Below are 17,743 nucleotides of genomic sequence, written 5' to 3' on the forward strand. Positions count from 1 at the left end.
CCCTCTCCCCGTCGGGGAGAGGGCCGGGGTGAGGGGCGGGTGCTCGCGATGAACTCTGGTTTTTCTTGTTGCTCTTGCAAGCATTAAAGCGGTTTCGTGCCGCTGCCGCGGCCCGAGTTACTTCTCCTTTGCTTGTCCAAAGGAGAAGTAACCAAGAGGAAACGACACCCCGATGGCGCGCCCTCCAGGCATCCTGCCTTGCGGGTGCGCGGGCGGGCTACGGGGTTTTCCGACGGCACCTCCCTGTACCGGCGGAAAACTGGCCCGCATCCCTGCGGGCCATCCTGCGGACTTTCCTTCGCCCACCCGCCGCGCCATAGGGGCCCCGGGTGAAGCAGCGCGCTCCTGCGCGCAGAAGCAAAAGCACTGGTGGGCCGCCCCGTCGAACCGATGGGCATATCCCGCAATTCGCGGCGATAAACGATATGAACCGCATTTCGCGCGGTATGCACGGCAACCGTGCTTGCCGCTCAAGCGAGATGGGTGCGACAAGCCCTTGCCAGAGCTAAGGAATTCTCTGCTTGACGTGGTTGCAGCGGTCGTGGAGCATCCGGCGCATATGCCCCGATCCGGGGTCTACTAAGCGTTATACGTACTGGGGAGTCTTTCGTGACCGAACCACAACAGGCTGTTCTCCCAACCCTGCGCAAGCAGGTGTTTGTCGCCTACTCGTATCGTTTGTATCCGAAAGACGACTACCGGAAGCACTACAAAGAGCTGGAGGAAAAGTACGATGTGACTTTCATTTTTGCAGATGAAAAGATCACCAACATGCACATCATGAAGAAGATCGAGACCTACATTAGGGGCTCTGACTTCTCCATCTTCGACATATCCGGCTGGAATCCCAACGTAACTCTTGAGCTGGGGTTCGCCATGGCGATTGGCGATCAATGGTTTATCGCGATTGACCCATCAAAAACTGACGTCAATGAGGTTCCTTCGGACCTTCGCGGGCTAGATAGAATCCAGTACTCGTCCTACACTGAGTTGGCCGGAAAGCTCGCCGCTCTACTGGAGCAGCGCTATCCAAAGAAGGCACGCGGCACGATCGACAGTTATCTAGAGGAACGGCGCGCAGAGATTCGTGATCTCTTGGCACAGAATCCTGGCATGACAGTCGTATCAATGGCTCAGGTACTTCAGATTGAAGTTCCGGTGGCACAGTTGGCACTCCGCCCAATGTATGACTCCGGAGAGTTGGAGACGACAGGCAATCGCAAAGGCATGAAGTACTACTTGAAAGGCACTGTGCCGCAGTAGCTTGTACGTATAACAATTCGTTCAAGCCGATGCCGCTTTGCGGCACGGCTTAACTCAGGCGTTAGGTGCAACAGTGAATCTGAGGGTTTACACAGCTCTACTTGTGACATCTCTTTTTTTGACACAAGCATTCGCTCAAAAGCGTTCACCCCAAGGGTTGATTACGCATGAAAAGGCTGTGCTTATGGCTCGACACGCAGCAATCGAGCATGGCTATGTTCTAGAAAAATATTCGCTCCTCCCTTACCCTCCTACCAATGATCTCAGTGAAGACGGGAAAGAGTGGTTCTTTCTTTATGTGTGCAAAAAGCCTGGCGTAGACTGCGGCTTCTCCGTCACGGTAAATCGCACAACCGCTGCAGTCGAAGTTCGATCCCTGCCGTAACGGCGGCACCTAACCACTCGTTCAAGGCGGGCAGCTATGCCGCCGCTTAACTCCAGCGTTAGGGCTCTCAGATGGATCTGCTATTTCCGATTGCTGGCCTCGTATTGCTTATTTGCATACCTGTCTACCTGCACGCGGTCGTCAAGCTCAGCGGCATCGTCCAAGCCGAGCACCCCGAGTGGGTAAATCGTCGCGGGTCGTTGAGCTTTTTCTACACCGGCATGCCTCGCATCGCAGACCCAAGCGTAGGCAACGCCGTTTTGGGCGTTGCATTTAGCTCTCGTTGGCGTACGCTCAGTTCTCCTTCTGCGTCCACGTACGTCAGCCGTATTCGCATCTTATTGCCTTTGCTTCTAGCCGTTTTCGGGCTTGTGCTTGTTGTCGCAGCAACGCACAAGCCCTAACCACTCCGTAGGAGACTTTCCCGTCAAGCAGGGCGAGTGAAGCTTTTGCCCTGGGCGTTCGGGCTGCTGCCGGTGGTGCGTTTCGGGTAGTGCGTGCTGCGTGTTGCGCGTCAGTGCTCGGTGGCTGTAACGAAAGTCAGACGGCACTCCGTAGACGGTCTTGTTGCACCGATGGTGCTGGTGCGGACCAAGGTGTAATCCGCGCCCGGTGACCTCTCTCATTCATCGGTGTCGTCGGTGGCCGGCGCCCTCCGCCGCCCCCGAAAGCGCCGATTTCGTTCAGATGCGCGCCGGGTAGCAGGCCCTATCATCGGCGCCTGTATGTTCAGGATTCCCCCGCCTTGCTGACCCGAACCCGCTCGTTCCTGCGCGCCGCGTGGCCGTGGCTGCGCATCCCGTTCTGGATCGCGCTGGGCCTGCTGGTCGGCTTCGTGCTGCCGTACACACTGGTGCTGAACAAGCGCGTGCAGGAGCGCTTCAACGACCTGGTGTTCGCGGTGCCCACCCGCGTGTTCGCGCGGCCGCTGCCGCTGGCCGCGGGCGAGCCGATGACGTCGGCGGCGCTGCAGCTGGAGCTGACCTTCGCCGGCTACAGCGACGACGGCCACGGCCAGGTGCCGGGCAGTTGGGCGAAGCAGGGCGCGCGCTACACGATCTCCTCGCGCGGCTACGCGGGGCCGGAAGGCGGCGAGCTGCCCAAGCGCATCGAGGTGCGCCTGGGCAACGGCACGATCGCGTCGGTGCGCGACCTCGCCACCGGCAAGCCGGTCGAGCTGGCCCATCTCGATCCCGCGCGCATCGCCACCGTGTACGGCGCCCAGCAGGTCGACCGGCGCATCGTGCGCCTGGCCGACCTGCCGCCGCTGCTGGTCAGCGGCCTGCAGGCGGTGGAAGACCGCTCGTTCAAGCACAACATCGGCATCGACTTCGGCGGGATCCTGCGCGCTGCGTTCGCGAACCTGCGCGCCGGGCGCACCGTGCAGGGCGCTTCCACGCTGACCCAGCAGCTGGTGCGCAACCTCTACCTCAGCCGCCAGCAGACCTTCACGCGCAAGATCAACGAGGCGCTGATGTCGCTGCTGCTGGAGCTGCACTACAGCAAGGACCGCATCCTGGAGGCCTACGTCAACGAGGTCTTCCTCGGCCAGCAGGGCGGCCAGGCAGTGCACGGTTTCGCGGCTGCCGCGGAGTTCTACTACGGCCGTCCGCTGCGCGACCTGCGCCCGCAGGAGATCGCGATGCTGGTGGGCCTGGTGAAGGGGCCGAGCTACTACGACCCGCGCCGCTCGCCGGAGCGCGCGCTGGCGCGGCGCAACCTGGTGCTGCAGGAGTTCGTCGACACCGGCCTGCTCTCGGCCGCGCAAGCCAAGGAAGCGCAGGCCGCGCCGCTGGACGTGATCAAGAACGGCCAGCTGCCGCATGACCGTTTCCCCGCCTTCATGCAACTGGTGCGTCAGCAGATCACCAGCGATTTCGACGAGGACACGCTGCGCGCGGGCAACCTGTCGATCTTCACCACGCTGGACCCGGCCGCGCAGCTCTACACTGAGCAGGCCATCGACACCACGATGAAGGAACTGGGCAAGCGCGCCGACCCGTTGCAGGCGGCCGGCGTGGTCACCGATGCGCATGACGGCAGCGTGCTGGCGGTGGTGGGCAGCAAGATCCCCGGCGACCAGGGCTTCAACCGCGCGCTGGATTCGCAGCGGCCGATCGGCTCCACCATCAAGCCCTTCGTCTACCTGGTGGCGCTGACCGATCCCGCGCGCTGGAACCTCGCCACCGCGCTGGACGACAGTCCGATCAGCATGCGCATGCAGAACGGCACGCTGTGGGAGCCGCACAACGACGACAACCAGAGCCACGGCATGGTGCCGATGGTGGACGCGCTGGCGAAGTCGTGGAACCTCGCCAGCATCCGCCTCGGTCTCGCGGTGGGGCTGCCGCGCATCCGCGCGTTCCTGCAGTCCTTCGGCCTGACCGATGTCAACTCCGGTCCCTCGCTGCTGATCGGCGCGCTCGACCTCTCGCCGCTGCAGGTGGCGCAGCTGTACGAGTACATCGCCTCCGACGGCCATGCGCTGCCGCTGCTCGCCGTGCGCGGCGTGGTGGACGGCAACGGCCGGACCATCAAGCGCTACGAGGTGCAGAGCGGCAAGGGCGAATACCAGGAGGCGGTGCGCCTGGTGACCTGGGCGATGCAGCAGGTCACCACCTACGGCACCGCGAGCTCGCTCGGCAATTCCAGCCTGGCTTCGCTGCATGTGGCGGGCAAGACCGGCACCAGCAACGACTTGCGCGACAGCTGGTTCGCCGGCTTCACCGGCGAGCACCTCGGCGTGTTCTGGATGGGCCGCGACGACAACAAGCCCGCCCACCTGTTCGGCGCCACCGGCGCGCTGCGCGTGTGGCGCAACCTGTTCGCCAAGTTGCCGACCCGGCCGCTGTCCGCCGCACCGGGCGACGGGCTGCAGATGGCGTGGGTCAACCCCGCCGACGGCAAGCCCACCGAGCAACAGTGTTCCGGCGCGAAGCAGGTGCCGGTGGTGACCGGCTCGCTGTCCGGCGACGTCGAAGGCTGCGGTTTCTGGCAAAGCCTGTTCGGCGGCGGCAGCCCGGCGGCCCCGTCGTCGAGCAGCGCCCCGGTCAATCCCGGCACGGCCCCGGTGGCCATCCCCTCCCTGTCCAGCGGAAACTGAGCATGTTCCTCGTACGTCGACCCTTGCGCGCATGGCCGCTGCCCCTGGCGGCGGTCCTGCTGGCGGCCTGCACCACGCCGGCGCCGATCGAGTCGCCGAAGCACCCCGCGCTGGCGCCCACCGCCATGGTCGCGGCGATCCGCGCCGCCGGCGAGCGCGAACAGTCCGTGATCGCGGTGCAGCCGTTGGCCGACCCCGGCATCAGCGCCTGGAAGCAGGCCGCCCAGGCCGACAGCGACGCCGGCCATTACGACGCGGCCGCGGCCAAGCTCGACCAGGCGCTCAAGCACAGCCCGGATTCGCCAGAGCTGCTGCAGGATCGCGCCGAGGTGGCGGTGTACCAGCGCGACTACGCGCTGGCGCAGAAACTGGCCCAGCAGTCGTGGACGCTGGGCCCCAAGCTTGGCCCGCTGTGCGCACGCAACTGGGAAACCATCGCCCAGTTGCGCCAGCAAGCCGGCGACGAGGCCGGCGCCGCCACCGCGCAGAAGTGGCTGGCGAAGTGCCACGTACAGGGCGTCAACCGCTACTGAGCCGGCCCCGTGTCGTGTCCATTCCATACGCGGCCGGCGCCGCTCCGCGCCTTCGGCGTGAGCGTCCCGGCGGGACGATGGCCGCCGTTTCAATTTTCCACCCCTCGAACGTCTGACTAGTCGAGACGGGTCGGAACGCCCGTCGCGGCTGGCGATCGCCCGGGCATGCCGGGGTCGCCGCCGCGGCCTGTGGCGTTCCATGGCGGCGCAGGCGTGCCCGGGCACGCCGCCGGCCCGGCGGCTTGGAGTGGTATGCATGCCTTGCACGTCAAGCATGCAGGTCGGCGTCGGGAGGGCGCTCTCCAGTAACCCGGCGGCGCCCCCGCGCCGCCGGGTTGCCGGAGGACTTTCGCCGCGTCCGGATGCGGGCCGCCATCGCACGGCTGGCACGCAACCGGTTTGTCGCGCGTAGCGGCTCAGAACTGCGCCGCGATCCGCCACTCGCTGCGCAACACGGCGGCATAGCGGCCGCCGTCGTCGAAGCGGCCACCAGTGGCGTCCTGCACCGCCTGGATGCGCGCCATCCGCGCGGTGAGGCCGGGGCGTCGCGCCGCTACGCCGACCACCTGCCAGCATCCCGGCGCGGTTTCCTGCAGACGACGAAACCGGGGCGTTCCTGCGGCATGACGGGTTTCGCCGGGAACATGGGGCTCCTGCATGCATCGCGTGGGACGCCACGGTTGCGACAGCCGGCGCGCGCAGACAAGCGGGCTTGCCTGAGCACGTCGTACATTTGCAGGCGCCGCTGCTGCGGCGATACTGGCGCGATGATGGATCACGACGATACCGATGCCGCCGCGCTGCTGGGCGCCGATGGCCCGTTTGCGCGCGAGCTGCCGAATTTCGCGCCGCGCGCCGCGCAACAGGCGATGGCGACGGCGGTGGCGCAGGCCATCGCGGATCGCGACACCTTGATCGCCGAGGCCGGCACCGGCACCGGCAAGACCTACGCCTACCTCGTGCCCGCACTGTTGTCCGGTGAACGCGTGATCGTCTCCACCGGCACCAAGGCGCTGCAGGACCAGCTCTACTTCCGCGACCTGCCGAAAGTGCGCTCGGTGCTGGATGCGCGCGGCAAGACCGCGCTGCTGAAGGGGCGCGCGAACTATCTGTGCCTGTACCGCCTCGACCAGACCGTGCGCGAGGGCGCGAGCTTCGATCGGGCACAGGCCGCGCAGCTGGCGACGATACGCGCCTGGTCGGCGCGCACGCGCCGCGGCGACCGCATGGAGCTGGCCGAGGTGCCGGAGGAATCACCGCTGTGGCCGCGCGTCACCTCCACGCCGGAGAACTGCCTTGGCGTGGAGTGCCCGTTCTACGACGACTGCCACGTGGTGAAGGCGCGCCGCGAGGCGCAGGAGGCGCAACTGGTGGTGGTGAACCATCACCTGCTGTTCGCCGACCTCGCGCTGAAGCAGGAGGGCTTCGGCGAGATCCTGCCCGGCGCGGCGGCCTTCATCCTCGACGAGGCGCACCAGGTGCCCGAGCTGGCCGGGCAATTCTTCTCGCAAAGCGTCAGCGCGCGCCAGCTCAGCGAGCTGGCGCAGGACGCCTTGCGCGAATGCAGCGGCGTCACCGGCGCGATCGGCCTGCTGCTGGAGCCGGTGGATGCGTTGCAGGATGCGTTGAAGCGCCTGCGGCTCGCGATGGATCCGTTGCCGCCGCGCGGCGCGTTCGGGGCGCTCGAAGCGGTGGCGGCCGTGCGCGAAGGCCTGCACGAAGTCGGCGAGCTGCTGGCCACGCTGGCCGACCTGCTCGGCTCGCAGGCCGAGCGCTCGCGCGGGCTGGCGAATGCGCACGAGCGCGCCGCGCTGCTGGCCGAGCGGCTGCAGCGCATCGTCGAACAGGCATCCGAACGCGACGTGCGCTGGTACGAGCTGTTTCCGCGCGGCTTCGCGTTGTACGCCACGCCGCTGGACCTCGCTGCGCCGCTGCGCGCGATGCGCGAACGCAGCGCGGCCGCCTGGGTGTTCACCTCGGCCACGCTGTCGGTGGCCGGGCAGTTCGAGCATTTCGCACGCCAGCTGGGCCTGGACGAGCCGCAGGCGCTGCTGCTGGAAAGCCCGTTCGATTACACGCGGCAGGCGCTGTGCTACTTGCCGGAAGGCCTGCCCGATCCGGCTGCACGCGACCACACCGAACGCGTGCTCGACGCGGTGCTGCCGGTGCTGGAGGCATCGAACGGCCGCGCCTTCCTGTTGTTCACCTCGCACCGCGCGCTGCGCCGCGCCGCCGAACTGCTGGCCGCGCGCGTGCCCTGGCCGCTGTTCGTGCAAGGTACGGCGCCGCGCCACCAGCTGCTGGAGGAATTCCGTCATTCCGGCCACGGCGTGCTGCTGGGCGCGGCCAGTTTCTGGGAGGGCGTGGACGTGGTGGGCGATGCGCTCAGCGTGGTGGTGATCGACAAGCTGCCGTTCGCCGCGCCCGACGATCCGGTGCTGGTGGCGCGGCTGGAGGCGCTGGAGCGGCAAGGCATCAACCCCTTCATGGGCTGGCAGGTGCCGGCCGCGGCGATCGCGCTGAAGCAGGGCGCCGGCCGGCTGATCCGCAGCGTCACCGACCGCGGCGTGCTGGTGCTGTGCGACCCGCGCCTCACCGGCAAGAATTACGGCAAACTGTTCCTTGCCAGCCTGCCGGCTATGCCGCGCACGCGCGCACTGGCCGACGTGCAGGCATTCTTCGGGAATGCCCTCCCGCGTGCCGCGCTTGATCCCCTCTCCCCCATCGCCTGCGATGGGGGAGAGGGTTAGGGTGAGGGGGCTCTTGCTCTTCAGAAGCTTCAGGATCAAGTGCGCCCCTCACCCCCAACCCTCTCCCCCGACAAAGTCGGGGGGAGGGAGCACAACCCAGCGAGGATTGAACGATGGCAAAGGTCACCGGACTCGGCGGTATCTTCTTCAAATCGCGCGACCCCGCCGCGCTGGGCGCGTGGTATGCGCAGCATCTTGGCCTGGACGTCGAGGAATGGGGTGGCGCCCGCTTCGTCGAGGACGAACGGCGCCCCGGCTGCACCCTGTGGTCGCCGTTCGCTGCCGACACCGGCTACTTCGGCACCGGCCCGCAGTCGTACATGCTGAACTTCCGCGTCGACGACCTCGACGCATTGCTGGCGCAACTGCGTGCCGCCGGCGTCGCGGTGGACGAACGCGTCGAGCAGAGCGAGTTCGGCCGCTTCGGCTGGATCACCGACCCCGAAGGCAGCCGCGTCGAACTGTGGCAGCCGCCGGCCTGATGCACCGCTGCCGAGAGGAAGTCGACGTGGAACCGAACCTGGTCACCGATCCCCGGCTCGCCGGCGTACTGGACGAGTTGCGTCGGCGCGAGCCGATCTTCCACCGCCCGGAATTCGGCACGACCCGCGCCGACCATCTGGCGATGACGGCGAAGGACTTCCGGGAAGTGGGCGCCTCCGGCCGTCGCTACAGCCGCGAGCATGTGCTCGATGTGCTGGACGAGCGCCAGCGCGATCCGCAGCCCGACCCGTGGGAAACCAGCGACTTCCATTGCCGCCAGCTTGCCGACATGGTCTACCTGCTCACCTACACGTTGCGGCAGGGCGAGCGCGTGACGCGCCGCGCCACGATCTGGCAGCGCGATCCGGGCGGCTGGAAGATCGTGTACCACCAGGGCACCGTGGTGGCCGATGCCTGATCCAGCCATGCGCGTCTTCTCCCACACCTGCTCGAACACCGAGATCGTCTGCGCGCTTGGCTGCGCCGGCACGCTGGTGGGCGTGGATGCGGATTCCGACTATCCGCCCGAGGTCGTGGCCGACTTGCCCAAGACCGGACGCGACCTCGATCTCGATATCGAGGCCGTGCTGAAACTCGAACCCGAGTTGGTGCTGACTTCGCTCACCGTGCCGGGCCACGAGCGCGTGGTGGCGGAACTGGAAGCCGCGGGACTGCAGACGCTGGTGTGCGATCCGCAATCGCTGGACGACGTGTACGGCGATATCCGTCGCATCGCCGCCGCGCTGGGCGTGGCGGCGCGCGGTGAGGCGCTGGTGGCGCAGATGGAGGTGGCGATGCCGACGGTGGAGCCGGCGGGACGGCGGCCGCGCGTGCTGGTGGAGTGGTGGCCCAAGCCAGTGATCGCCGCGGCGAGGCGCTCCTGGGTCAACGACCTCATCCAGCGCGCGGGCGGCAGCAATCCCTGGGGCGACGTGGATGCCAAGAGCGTGCCGCTGGAGCTGGCGGACGCGGCGGCGCAGCGGCCCGACATCGTGGCGATGAGCTGGTGCGGGGTGAAGGTGGCGAATTATCGCGCCGACAAGGTGCGCGCCCGCGAGGGTTGGAGCGAGGTGCCGGCGGTGGCAAACCATCGCATCCACGCGATCAGCGAGGCCTTCCTCGGCCGGCCAGGCCCGCGCCTGGTCGAAGGCTACCGGCAGTTGCGAGCGGCCATCGCCGCGGTAGAGTGATCCGCGGCGTTGCGCACCATGGCGCGGCGGTGCAGAGTGGCTAGCCATGATCATTTCTTCCGCCCTGGATTACCGCGCCGCGGCCAAGCGCCGCCTGCCGCCCTTCCTGTTCCACTACATCGACGGTGGCGCCTACGACGAGCAGACCATGCGCCGCAACGTCGAGGATCTGCGCGGCCTCGCCCTGCGCCAGCGCGTGCTCGGGGAGGTCGGCACGGTCGATCTCTCCACCGAGCTGTTCGGCGAAAAGCTGGCGCTGCCCGTGGCGCTGGGGCCGGTGGGGCTCACCGGCATGTACGCGCGTCGCGGCGAGGTGCAGGCGGCGCGCGCGGCGGCGGCGAAAGGCGTGCCGTTCACCCTGTCCACGGTGTCGGTGTGCCCGATCGAGGAAGTGGCAAAGCAGGTGCCGCGGCCGATCTGGTTCCAGCTCTACGTGCTCAAGGACCGCGGCTTCATGAAGAGCGTGCTGGACCGCGCCTGGGCCGCCGGCGTGCGCACCTTGGTGTTCACCGTGGACATGCCGGTGCCGGGCGCGCGCTACCGCGATGCGCATTCGGGCATGTCAGGCCCGCACGCCGCCCTGCGCCGCGTGTGGCAGGCGGTATGCCATCCGCGCTGGTCGTGGGACGTGGGCCTGCTGGGCCGGCCGCACGACCTCGGCAACGTGTCGGCCTACCTTGGCCACCGCATCGGGCTGGAGGATTACATCGGCTGGCTGGGCAAGAATTTCGACCCTGCGATCGGCTGGCGCGACCTGGAATGGATACGCGAATCCTGGAAGGGCGCGATGCTGCTCAAGGGCATCCTCGACCCGGCGGATGCGCGGGAAGCCGTGCGCTTCGGCGCCGACGGCATCGTGGTGTCGAACCACGGCGGTCGCCAGCTGGACGGCGTGCTGTCCTCCGCGCGCGCGCTGCCGGCGATCGCCGATGCGGTGCGGGGCGAGCTGAAGATCCTCGCGGACTCGGGAGTACGCAGCGGCCTCGACGTGGTGCGCATGCTGGCGCTGGGTGCCGACGGCGTGCTGCTGGGGCGCGCCTTCGTCTACGCGCTGGCGGCGAAGGGCGAGCAGGGCGTGGCCCATCTGCTGGACCTGATCGCCAGTGAGATGCGCGTGGCGATGACCCTGACCGGCGCGAAGTCCATCGCCGGTATCACGCGCGACAGCCTGGCCGTCGCGCAAGCGTCGTCGTGACGTTCGCTTCCCGGCCATGCCATCGCGCTGGCTCCGAACCGGCCGTTGCCGCCTCGCGCAGCGCTCTTCCCGCTGATGTGATGAGCACTCCCTGGCGAGGTGCGCGCAGATGATCCTTCCGGCATGCGGGTGCTGGCCGACGCGGACGGCGACGAGCCGTCGAGGCACGACGGCCGGAGTGCCGGCGTGGCACGTTCCGTCAACGGCTATCATGGAGCGGCCATGAATCTGCTCGCGATCGAAACCGCCACCGAATCCTGCTCCGTCGCCCTGGTCCACGGCGACGAAGTGATTGCCCGCAGCGAACTGGCGCCGCGCCGCCACGCCGAACGCGTGCTGCCGATGGCCGACGAACTGCTGGCCGAGGCGGGCCTGGGCAAGCATGCGCTGGACGCGATCGCCGTCGGCCGCGGCCCCGGCGCGTTCACCGGCGTGCGCCTCGCGGTGTCGCTGGCGCAGGGCATGGCGCTGGCGCTGAATCTGCCCGTGGTCACCGTCTCCTCGCTCGCCGCGCTGGCGCTGGAGGCGCCTGACGACGGCGATGCCGACACCGCCATCCTCGCCGTGATCGACGCCCGCATGGGCGAGATCTACGCCGCCTGCTACCGCCGCGACGGCGCAGGCGGTCTCGTCGTGCTGGACGACGAACGCGTCTGCACCGCCGACGCATTACTGCTGCCCGAAGCCCGGGCTTGGCAAGTGGTGGGCAGCGGCTGGGCGACTTACGAGACGGTGCTGCGCGAGAAGCTGGGCGCCGCGCCGCGCTTCGCCAATGGCGCCTGCTACCCGCAGGCCGTGCATGTGGCGGAACTCGCCGCTCGCGAGTTCAAGGCCGGCCGTGCGTTGCCGCCTGAGCAGGCCTTGCCGGTATACCTGCGCGACAAGGTGGCGTTGACGCTGGTAGAGCAAGGGAAGGCTTGAAGCTTCGGATACTTGAATGGAGGCATGCGTCGCATGGAAATATCCGAATCACAAACAGCTCGGTCATCGCTTGAGCAGTTTGCTCACGAAGCCATTGCCAAGTAGCGCGATGGTGACTTCGCTGCCTTGGCTGAGCGATTCGGCTATGCCTGCGCCTATGGCCGCGATCTGGCGAGTGCCATCGAGGCGGACATGAAGGCCGCGCTTTCCGACGATATGGACGCCCCGGGTGACGTTGCTCCATACATGACGATCAAGTACTTCAATGCCGAAGCTCTCAAAAGCACAGGCCTCGTGGCTGCTGTCGATTGCGTCACTCATTTGGCAGATGGCACAGCCGTTGATTTCTCGCTTGTGGTTACCGGCAAAGGTGCGAAGCGATATCTCACCCTTGAGAGTATCCAACGCGCCTTATAAGCATGTCGCACATCACGAGTATGAGGTGCGAATAGTCAAAGTCGCCCAATCAGCAACTGCACCGCCAAACTGCTGACCGACACCGCCGCCCACACGCCCAGCCCCAGCAGGATTGGTCTTGCGCCGCTGGCGATCATCCTGCGCAGGTTGGCGGACAGGCCGATCGCGGTGAGCGCCACGATGATCAGGAACTCGGCGGCGGCGTGCAGCGCGGGCTGGATGGCGGTGGGCACCAGACCGGCGGTGCGCAGCGCCGAGGCGACCAGGAACCACAGGATGAACCACGGGAAGATGCGGCGCAGGCTGAAGTCGGTGCTGCCCTTCTTCTTTTCGCGCGCGGCCACCGCGAAGGCGAGGATCAGGCAGATCGGGATGATCAGGGTGGCGCGGGTGAGCTTGACGATGGTGGCGTAGTCGCCGGCCGCGTGGCTGTAGCTGTAGCCGGCGGCCACCACCGACGAGGTGTCGTTGATCGCGGTGCCGGCCCACAGGCCGAAGCCGAGGTCGCTCATGTGCATCAGGTGGCCGAGCAGCGGGAACAGCAGCACCGCCACCACGTTGAACAGGAAGATGGTGGAGATCGCGAACGCGGTGTCGTGTTCGTCGGGCTTGATGATCGGCGTCACCGCGGCGATCGCCGAGCCGCCGCAGATCGCGGTGCCCACGCCGATCAGGACCTGCAGCTTGTCGTGCACGCCCAGCCAGCGACCCAGCGCCCAGGCGCTGAGGAAGGCCACGGTCAGCGTCACCAGGGTCACCGACAGCGATTCGAGGCCGGTCTTCGCCACTTGGGTGAGGCTGAGGCCGAAGCCCAGCGCGATGATCGACCACTGCAGCACCTGCTTGCCGCCGAAGGCGATGCCGGGGGTGAAGCGTGCATCGGGCGAGAACAGGTTGCGCACCGCGATGCCGAGCAGGATGCCGATCACCGGGCCGCCGATCAGCGGCATCAGGCGACCCAGCCACCAGGCGAGCAGCGCGATGGCGACGGCGAGCAGCAGGCCGGGTGCGCGGCTGCGCAGGGTGGGGCGGGCGAGGGCGGCGGCGAGCGGTGTGTTCATGGGATGGCAGATTCCGGGGATGCGCGCCATTGTCCTCGCCGCCATCGATCAGAAAAACTTGGAAAATCTGATCGTTCGTATAAGATCGAGTGATGAACAACATCAGCCCGCGCCAGCTCGAAGTGTTCGTGCAGATCGCGCTGCTGGGCAGCGTGCGTGCTGCCGCCGAGCGGCTGTACCTGACCCAGCCGGCCGCCAGCATGGCGCTGGCCGAGCTGGAACGTCAGCTCGACGCGCCGCTGTTCGCCCGCGAGCGCGGCCGGCTGCGGCTCAATCCGCGCGGCCGCGAACTGCTGCCGCTGGCGCAGGAGCTGCTGGAGCGCCATGCCGAGTTCGGCCGCCGCGGCCGCGAGGACGGCGCGGCGCTGTCCGGCGAATTGCGCATCGGCGCCAGCAACACGGTGGGCAATTACCGCGTGGGCGAACTGCTGGGCGCGTTCGTGCGCGCGCAGCCGCAGGTGGCGATCCGCCTGCGCGTGGCGAACACCGACGCGATCGCCGCGGCGATGCTCGACCACAGCCTCGACCTCGGCTGCGTGGAAGGGCCGGTGACGCACCCGCAGCTGGAAATACGGCCGTGGCGCGACGACCTGCTGGTGGTGTGCGCGCCGCCCGACCATCCGTTGACGCGCAAGCGCGGCCTCAAGCCCGCCGACTTCGCCGGCGCGCGCTGGGTGATGCGCGAGCCGGGCTCGGCCACCCGCGCCACCAGCGAGCGCGTGCTGTCGCAGTTGCCGCCTGGCGAAACCGTGCTGGAGCTGGACCAGATCGAGGCGATCAAGCAGGCGGTGATCGCCGGCCTGGGCATCGCCTGCCTGCCGGAGGTGGCGGTCACCGACGCGCTCGCCACCGGCCGCCTGAAGGCGCTGAAGACACCGTTCCTCGATCTGCGCCGCAAGCTCTCGATGCTGGTGCATCGCCAGAAATACCGCGGCGCGCTGCTGGATGCGTTCATTGCGCAGGCGGGCCTCGGCCGCTGAGCCACGCCTCGCGCATCGGCGTCAGTCGTCGTCGCTGCCCAGATCGAGCAGGTGTGCGGGCAGGCCGGTGCGGGCGCCCCAGTAGTAGATGACGAGGCCGACCAGGGCCACGGCCAAGGTATCCCAGGGGTGGCCGATGATGCCGCGGCCGCCGAAGGTGCCCAGCCAGGACAGCGCGATGAGCAGCGCGTAGTAGGCGACCAGCCACCACGACGAATACACCTCCTGGCGCAGCCGGACGCGACCGTCGGGCGAGGGCAGCCGGCACAGCACGTAGACCGCGAACAGCACGACCTGCAGCCCCAGCAGCCACGACACCGTCTGCCAGCTCGACCAGTACACGATCAGCGTGGCGATCACGAACGAAGCCGGCCCGACCACGCCGAACCCGCGCACCAGGAACGGTCGCGGCAGCTGCGGCGCGTTGCGGCGCAGTGCCGCCACGGTGATCGGCGCCACGGCGTAGCTCAGCACCAGCGCGGCCGAGACCACGCTGATCAGCGCCTCCCACGAAGGGAACGGCAAGGTCCAGAAGATCGACAGCGCGAAGCTCAGCCACAGCGCGGGGCGCGGGATGCCGGATTTGCCGTCGATGCGGGTGAACAGCTTGAAGAACGAGCCGCTGCGTGCCCAGCCGTAGACCACCCGCGGCGTGGCGTTCATGTAGATGTTGCCGGTGCCGCTGGGCGAGATCACCGCGTCGCAGACCACCAGCGCGGCCAGCCACCCGATGCCCAGCGTCAGCGCGATGTCGTGGTAGGGCAGCGAGAACATCGTGCCGGTGGCGCCCCAGCCCTGCGCCAGCATCCGGGTGGGGATGCTGCCCAGGAAGGCTATCTGCAGCAGCAGGTAGATCACGGTGGACAGCAGCACCGAGAGGATCAAGGCGATCGGGATCGTGCGTTGCGGATGGCGCACCTCGCTGGCGACCGAGATGATCGGCGTCAGCCCCAGGTAGGCGAAGATGATGCCGCCGGCGGAAACCGCGCCTTCCACGCCGCTGAAGCCGTTCGGGGCAAAGCCGTGCACGCTCATGTTCCGCGGCTGGAAATGCGCCAGCAGCACGACGACCACCAGCAGCGGCACGACGAACTTGAAGATGCTGATGAGGTTGTTGGCCTTGGCGAAGGTCTTCACGCTGGAATAGTTGAGCACGAAGAACAGCGCCAGCAGCGCCAGCTGCACCAGCCAGCCCAGCACGGTGGGATTGCCTGCCGCATCGCGGCTCAGCGCGGGGAACCAGGCCGCGGCATATTGGCGGCAGGCCACGGTCTCGATCGCGATCAGGCTGGAGAACGCGATCAGCGTGATGAAACCCATCAGCGACCCCAGCAGCAGCCCGTGCGAATACTCCGGGTAGCGCACCACGCCGCCGGCGCGGGGCAGGGCGGCGCCCAGTTCGCAGTAGACGATGCCCAGCAACAGCACGGCGGCGCCGCCGATCAGCCAGGACAGGATGCCGGCCGGTCCGGCGATGGCCGAGACATGGCTGGCCGAGAACAGCCAGCCGGAGCCGAAGATCGCGCCCAGGCCGATGAAGGTCAGGTCGGTGAGGCTGAGCTGGCGATGGAATTTTCCCGTTGATGGCATGCGGTGTGATCCGGCGGCTTGGGAAGGATGACGCGGGCTTTCGTCAGGGCGACTTGCAGTCACAGTGCTTCTCGTCGGCGTAGGGTGATTTCCCGCCGTCGGCGATGAACTGGTCGATGCGCGCGTTGAGCACGGGCAACGGTACCGAGCCGGTGGACAGCACCGCGTCGTGGAAGGCGCGGATATCGAACTTCCGGCCCAGCGCCTGCTCGGCACGCGCGCGGTCATCGCGTATCGCCATCTCGCCCAGGTAATAGGACAGCGCCTGCGCCGGCCACGCGATGTAGCGATCCACCTCGGTTTCGATCTCGTGGTCGGCCAGCGCGGTGTTTTCGCGCAGGTAATCCTGCGCCTGCTGGCGCGTCCAGTGCAGGTGATGGATGCCGGTATCCACCACCAGCCGCGCCGCGCGCCAGGCCTGGTAGCTCAGGTAGCCGAACTGTTCGTAAGGCGTGTGGTAGATACCCATTTCCTGACCGAGGTATTCGCAGTACAGCGCCCAGCCTTCGCCATAGGCGGAGATGTACGAATAGCGGCGGAAGTCCGGCAGGCCGTGCATCTCCGCCGCCAGCGGCATCTGCAGCGCGTGGCCGGGCGAGGATTCGTGCAGGGTCAGCGCGGGCAGCGAATACAAGGGGCGCGAGGGCAGGTCGTAGGTGTTGACCAGGTAGATGCCCGGGCCGCCGCGGCCGCCGGTGTAGATCGGCGCCAGGTCGGCCGGCACCGGCTCGATGGCGAAGCGACGGCGTGGCAGGCGGCCGATGTAGTCGCCGACCTTGCCATCGACTTCCTTGGCGATCCAGGCGGCGTCCTTGAGCAGTTCGTCGGGCGTCTTGGCATAGAAGCGCGGGTCGGTGCGCAGGAAGTGCAGGAAGTCGGCGAAACTGCCCTTGAAGCCGGTCTGCCTGATCGTCTCCAGCATCTGCTGGTGGATGATCGCCACCTGCTGCAGGCCGAGCTGGTGGATGGCGTCGGGCGTCATGTCCAGCGTGGTGTATTCGCGGATCTGCGCCTGGTAGAAAGCCTTGCCGTCCGGCAGGTCCTCGGCGGCGATGTCGGTGCGCGCCTTGGGGATGTACTCGTCCCGCATGAAGTCGAGCAGCCGGGCATAGGCCGGGATCACGTCCTGCTTGATCGCAGCCAGTGCCGCGGCGCGCAGTCTGGCCTGCTCGGCGGCGGGGATGCTCGAGGGCATGTGCCTGAACGGTGTGTAGAAAAGATTCTGCTCGCCCGGTGCATCGGCCACTTCGCTGATCGATTGCGTACGCCCCTGCAGGATGATCTTCGGTTGGCTGAAACCGCGCGCCAGGCCCAGCCGCATGTTGTCGGTTTCCTCGCGGAAGTAGCGCGGGATGTCGCGCAGCTTGCCGATGTAGTCCCGGTATTCCTGCGGCCTGGCGTAGGTGACGCGGGCGGTGAAGCCCAGGTCACTCCAGAAGCCCGAGTCGCTGTTGAACGGCATTTCCCAGGTGCGGAAATGCTGGTCGGCCAGCTGGGTTTCGATCTGGTCGTGGTAGACCGCGTAGTCGACCGCGTCTTCGCCGTGCAGCTCGGCCGGCTTGATGGCATCGAGTTTTTCCAGCACGTCGCTCCAGTAGCGCTCGCGCATCGCCTGGGTGGAGGCATCGACCCTGGGCAGATGGTCGGAAGGCGCGCCCTGGCTGTCCTCGTCGTCCAGGCCCTGGAACTGTTCCTGCCGCCATGACCACTCCCGCGTGTAGATCGCGTGGAAGCGGGTCGCCGCATCGTCGGCGGCCCGCGCATGGGGTGAGGCGGCGGCCAGGCAAATGACGCATCCCAGACTGGCGAACAGCTTGCTCATGGGCGGGTGTCTCCGTGTCGATGGCGCATGCGTCGGCGGCGTGGAGTCGA

15 protein-coding genes are annotated in these 17,743 nt (G+C 67.4%); 10 read left to right on the top strand and 5 right to left on the bottom strand.

Going from position 1 to position 17,743, the window contains the following annotated elements:
* The first annotated feature begins 609 nt into the window (after window positions 1-609).
* The 3 genes from B0E52_RS10365 to B0E52_RS10375 all read left to right on the top strand — a co-directional run bounded on the left by B0E52_RS10365 (window position 610) and on the right by B0E52_RS10375 (window position 5,284).
* Window positions 610-1,263, top strand: a complete 654-nt coding sequence (locus B0E52_RS10365; protein WP_139351636.1) for a hypothetical protein — start codon at window positions 610-612, stop codon at window positions 1,261-1,263.
* Between the two features lie 1,130 nt (window positions 1,264-2,393).
* Window positions 2,394-4,751 (top strand): penicillin-binding protein 1B, encoded by a 2,358-nt coding sequence (gene mrcB, locus B0E52_RS10370; RefSeq protein WP_139351637.1) that lies wholly within the window; start codon window positions 2,394-2,396, stop codon window positions 4,749-4,751.
* Window positions 4,752-4,753: 2 nt separating this feature from the next.
* Window positions 4,754-5,284: a tetratricopeptide repeat protein gene (locus B0E52_RS10375; protein WP_077483757.1), complete on the top strand. Its 531-nt coding sequence runs from the start codon at window positions 4,754-4,756 to the stop codon at window positions 5,282-5,284.
* A gap of 416 nt (window positions 5,285-5,700) precedes the next feature.
* Here the strand turns inward: B0E52_RS10375 and B0E52_RS18580 are convergent, their stop codons facing one another.
* Entirely contained in the window at window positions 5,701-5,850 is a 150-nt protein-coding gene (locus B0E52_RS18580; RefSeq protein ID WP_168174176.1) for a hypothetical protein, read from the bottom strand.
* 201 nt (window positions 5,851-6,051) lie between these two features.
* Between B0E52_RS18580 and B0E52_RS10380 the strand changes: the two genes are divergently transcribed.
* From B0E52_RS10380 to tsaB, 6 genes are all read left to right on the top strand, one after another.
* The gene (locus tag B0E52_RS10380) at window positions 6,052-8,034 is read left to right on the top strand and encodes an ATP-dependent DNA helicase (protein ID WP_077483758.1); all 1,983 of its coding nucleotides are present in this window, start codon (window positions 6,052-6,054) and stop codon (window positions 8,032-8,034) included.
* Between the two features lie 113 nt (window positions 8,035-8,147).
* Window positions 8,148-8,516, top strand: coding sequence for a VOC family protein (locus tag B0E52_RS10385; RefSeq protein WP_077483759.1), 369 nt, complete (start codon window positions 8,148-8,150; stop codon window positions 8,514-8,516).
* A gap of 26 nt (window positions 8,517-8,542) precedes the next feature.
* Window positions 8,543-8,935, top strand: coding sequence for a DUF4440 domain-containing protein (locus B0E52_RS10390; RefSeq protein WP_077483809.1), 393 nt, complete (start codon window positions 8,543-8,545; stop codon window positions 8,933-8,935).
* 7 nt (window positions 8,936-8,942) lie between these two features.
* Window positions 8,943-9,707 carry a helical backbone metal receptor gene (locus tag B0E52_RS10395; protein WP_077483760.1) on the top strand — a complete coding sequence of 255 codons (765 nt, stop codon included), beginning with the start codon at window positions 8,943-8,945 and terminating at the stop codon, window positions 9,705-9,707.
* A gap of 46 nt (window positions 9,708-9,753) precedes the next feature.
* A complete protein-coding gene (gene lldD / locus B0E52_RS10400) occupies window positions 9,754-10,902 on the top strand; it encodes an FMN-dependent L-lactate dehydrogenase LldD (RefSeq protein WP_077483761.1) in 1,149 nt (382 codons plus the stop codon).
* Window positions 10,903-11,124: 222 nt separating this feature from the next.
* Complete coding sequence (gene tsaB, locus B0E52_RS10405; RefSeq protein WP_077483810.1) at window positions 11,125-11,823, top strand: tRNA (adenosine(37)-N6)-threonylcarbamoyltransferase complex dimerization subunit type 1 TsaB; 699 nt, start codon at window positions 11,125-11,127, stop codon at window positions 11,821-11,823.
* Window positions 11,824-11,886: 63 nt separating this feature from the next.
* Here tsaB and B0E52_RS18340 read toward each other — a convergent pair whose 3' ends face one another.
* Window positions 11,887-12,228 (bottom strand): hypothetical protein, encoded by a 342-nt coding sequence (locus tag B0E52_RS18340; protein WP_139351638.1) that lies wholly within the window; start codon window positions 12,226-12,228, stop codon window positions 11,887-11,889.
* 47 nt (window positions 12,229-12,275) lie between these two features.
* A complete protein-coding gene (locus tag B0E52_RS10415; protein WP_077483763.1) occupies window positions 12,276-13,301 on the bottom strand; it encodes a YeiH family protein in 1,026 nt (341 codons plus the stop codon).
* 92 nt (window positions 13,302-13,393) lie between these two features.
* Between B0E52_RS10415 and B0E52_RS10420 the strand changes: the two genes are divergently transcribed.
* Window positions 13,394-14,281 carry a LysR family transcriptional regulator gene (locus B0E52_RS10420; RefSeq protein ID WP_077483764.1) on the top strand — a complete coding sequence of 296 codons (888 nt, stop codon included), beginning with the start codon at window positions 13,394-13,396 and terminating at the stop codon, window positions 14,279-14,281.
* A 21-nt stretch (window positions 14,282-14,302) separates the two neighbouring features.
* Here B0E52_RS10420 and B0E52_RS10425 read toward each other — a convergent pair whose 3' ends face one another.
* Together B0E52_RS10425 and B0E52_RS18640 are read right to left on the bottom strand one after the other, a co-directional pair.
* A complete protein-coding gene (locus tag B0E52_RS10425; protein WP_077483765.1) occupies window positions 14,303-15,871 on the bottom strand; it encodes an APC family permease in 1,569 nt (522 codons plus the stop codon).
* 43 nt (window positions 15,872-15,914) lie between these two features.
* Entirely contained in the window at window positions 15,915-17,693 is a 1,779-nt protein-coding gene (locus B0E52_RS18640) for a DUF885 family protein (RefSeq protein WP_077483766.1), read from the bottom strand.
* Window positions 17,694-17,743 lie beyond the last annotated feature (50 nt).

Origin of the sequence: Rhodanobacter sp. C06 (assembly GCF_002001105.1) — a bacterium.
GTDB lineage: Bacteria > Pseudomonadota > Gammaproteobacteria > Xanthomonadales > Rhodanobacteraceae > Rhodanobacter_A.

What these genes read in the sequence shown, in the direction of transcription:
- B0E52_RS10375 (WP_077483757.1), top strand. Translation starts at nt 4,754, where the DNA reads ATGTTCCTCGTACGTCGACCCTTGCGCGCATGGCCGCTGCCCCTGGCG.
- B0E52_RS10380 (WP_077483758.1), top strand. Translation starts at nt 6,052, where the DNA reads ATGATGGATCACGACGATACCGATGCCGCCGCGCTGCTGGGCGCCGAT.
- B0E52_RS10385 (WP_077483759.1), top strand. Translation starts at nt 8,148, where the DNA reads ATGGCAAAGGTCACCGGACTCGGCGGTATCTTCTTCAAATCGCGCGAC.
- B0E52_RS10395 (WP_077483760.1), top strand. Translation starts at nt 8,943, where the DNA reads ATGCGCGTCTTCTCCCACACCTGCTCGAACACCGAGATCGTCTGCGCG.
- lldD (WP_077483761.1), top strand. Translation starts at nt 9,754, where the DNA reads ATGATCATTTCTTCCGCCCTGGATTACCGCGCCGCGGCCAAGCGCCGC.
- tsaB (WP_077483810.1), top strand. Translation starts at nt 11,125, where the DNA reads ATGAATCTGCTCGCGATCGAAACCGCCACCGAATCCTGCTCCGTCGCC.
- B0E52_RS10415 (WP_077483763.1), bottom strand. Translation starts at nt 13,301, where the DNA reads ATGAACACACCGCTCGCCGCCGCCCTCGCCCGCCCCACCCTGCGCAGC.
- B0E52_RS10420 (WP_077483764.1), top strand. Translation starts at nt 13,394, where the DNA reads ATGAACAACATCAGCCCGCGCCAGCTCGAAGTGTTCGTGCAGATCGCG.
- B0E52_RS10425 (WP_077483765.1), bottom strand. Translation starts at nt 15,871, where the DNA reads ATGCCATCAACGGGAAAATTCCATCGCCAGCTCAGCCTCACCGACCTG.
- B0E52_RS18640 (WP_077483766.1), bottom strand. Translation starts at nt 17,693, where the DNA reads ATGAGCAAGCTGTTCGCCAGTCTGGGATGCGTCATTTGCCTGGCCGCC.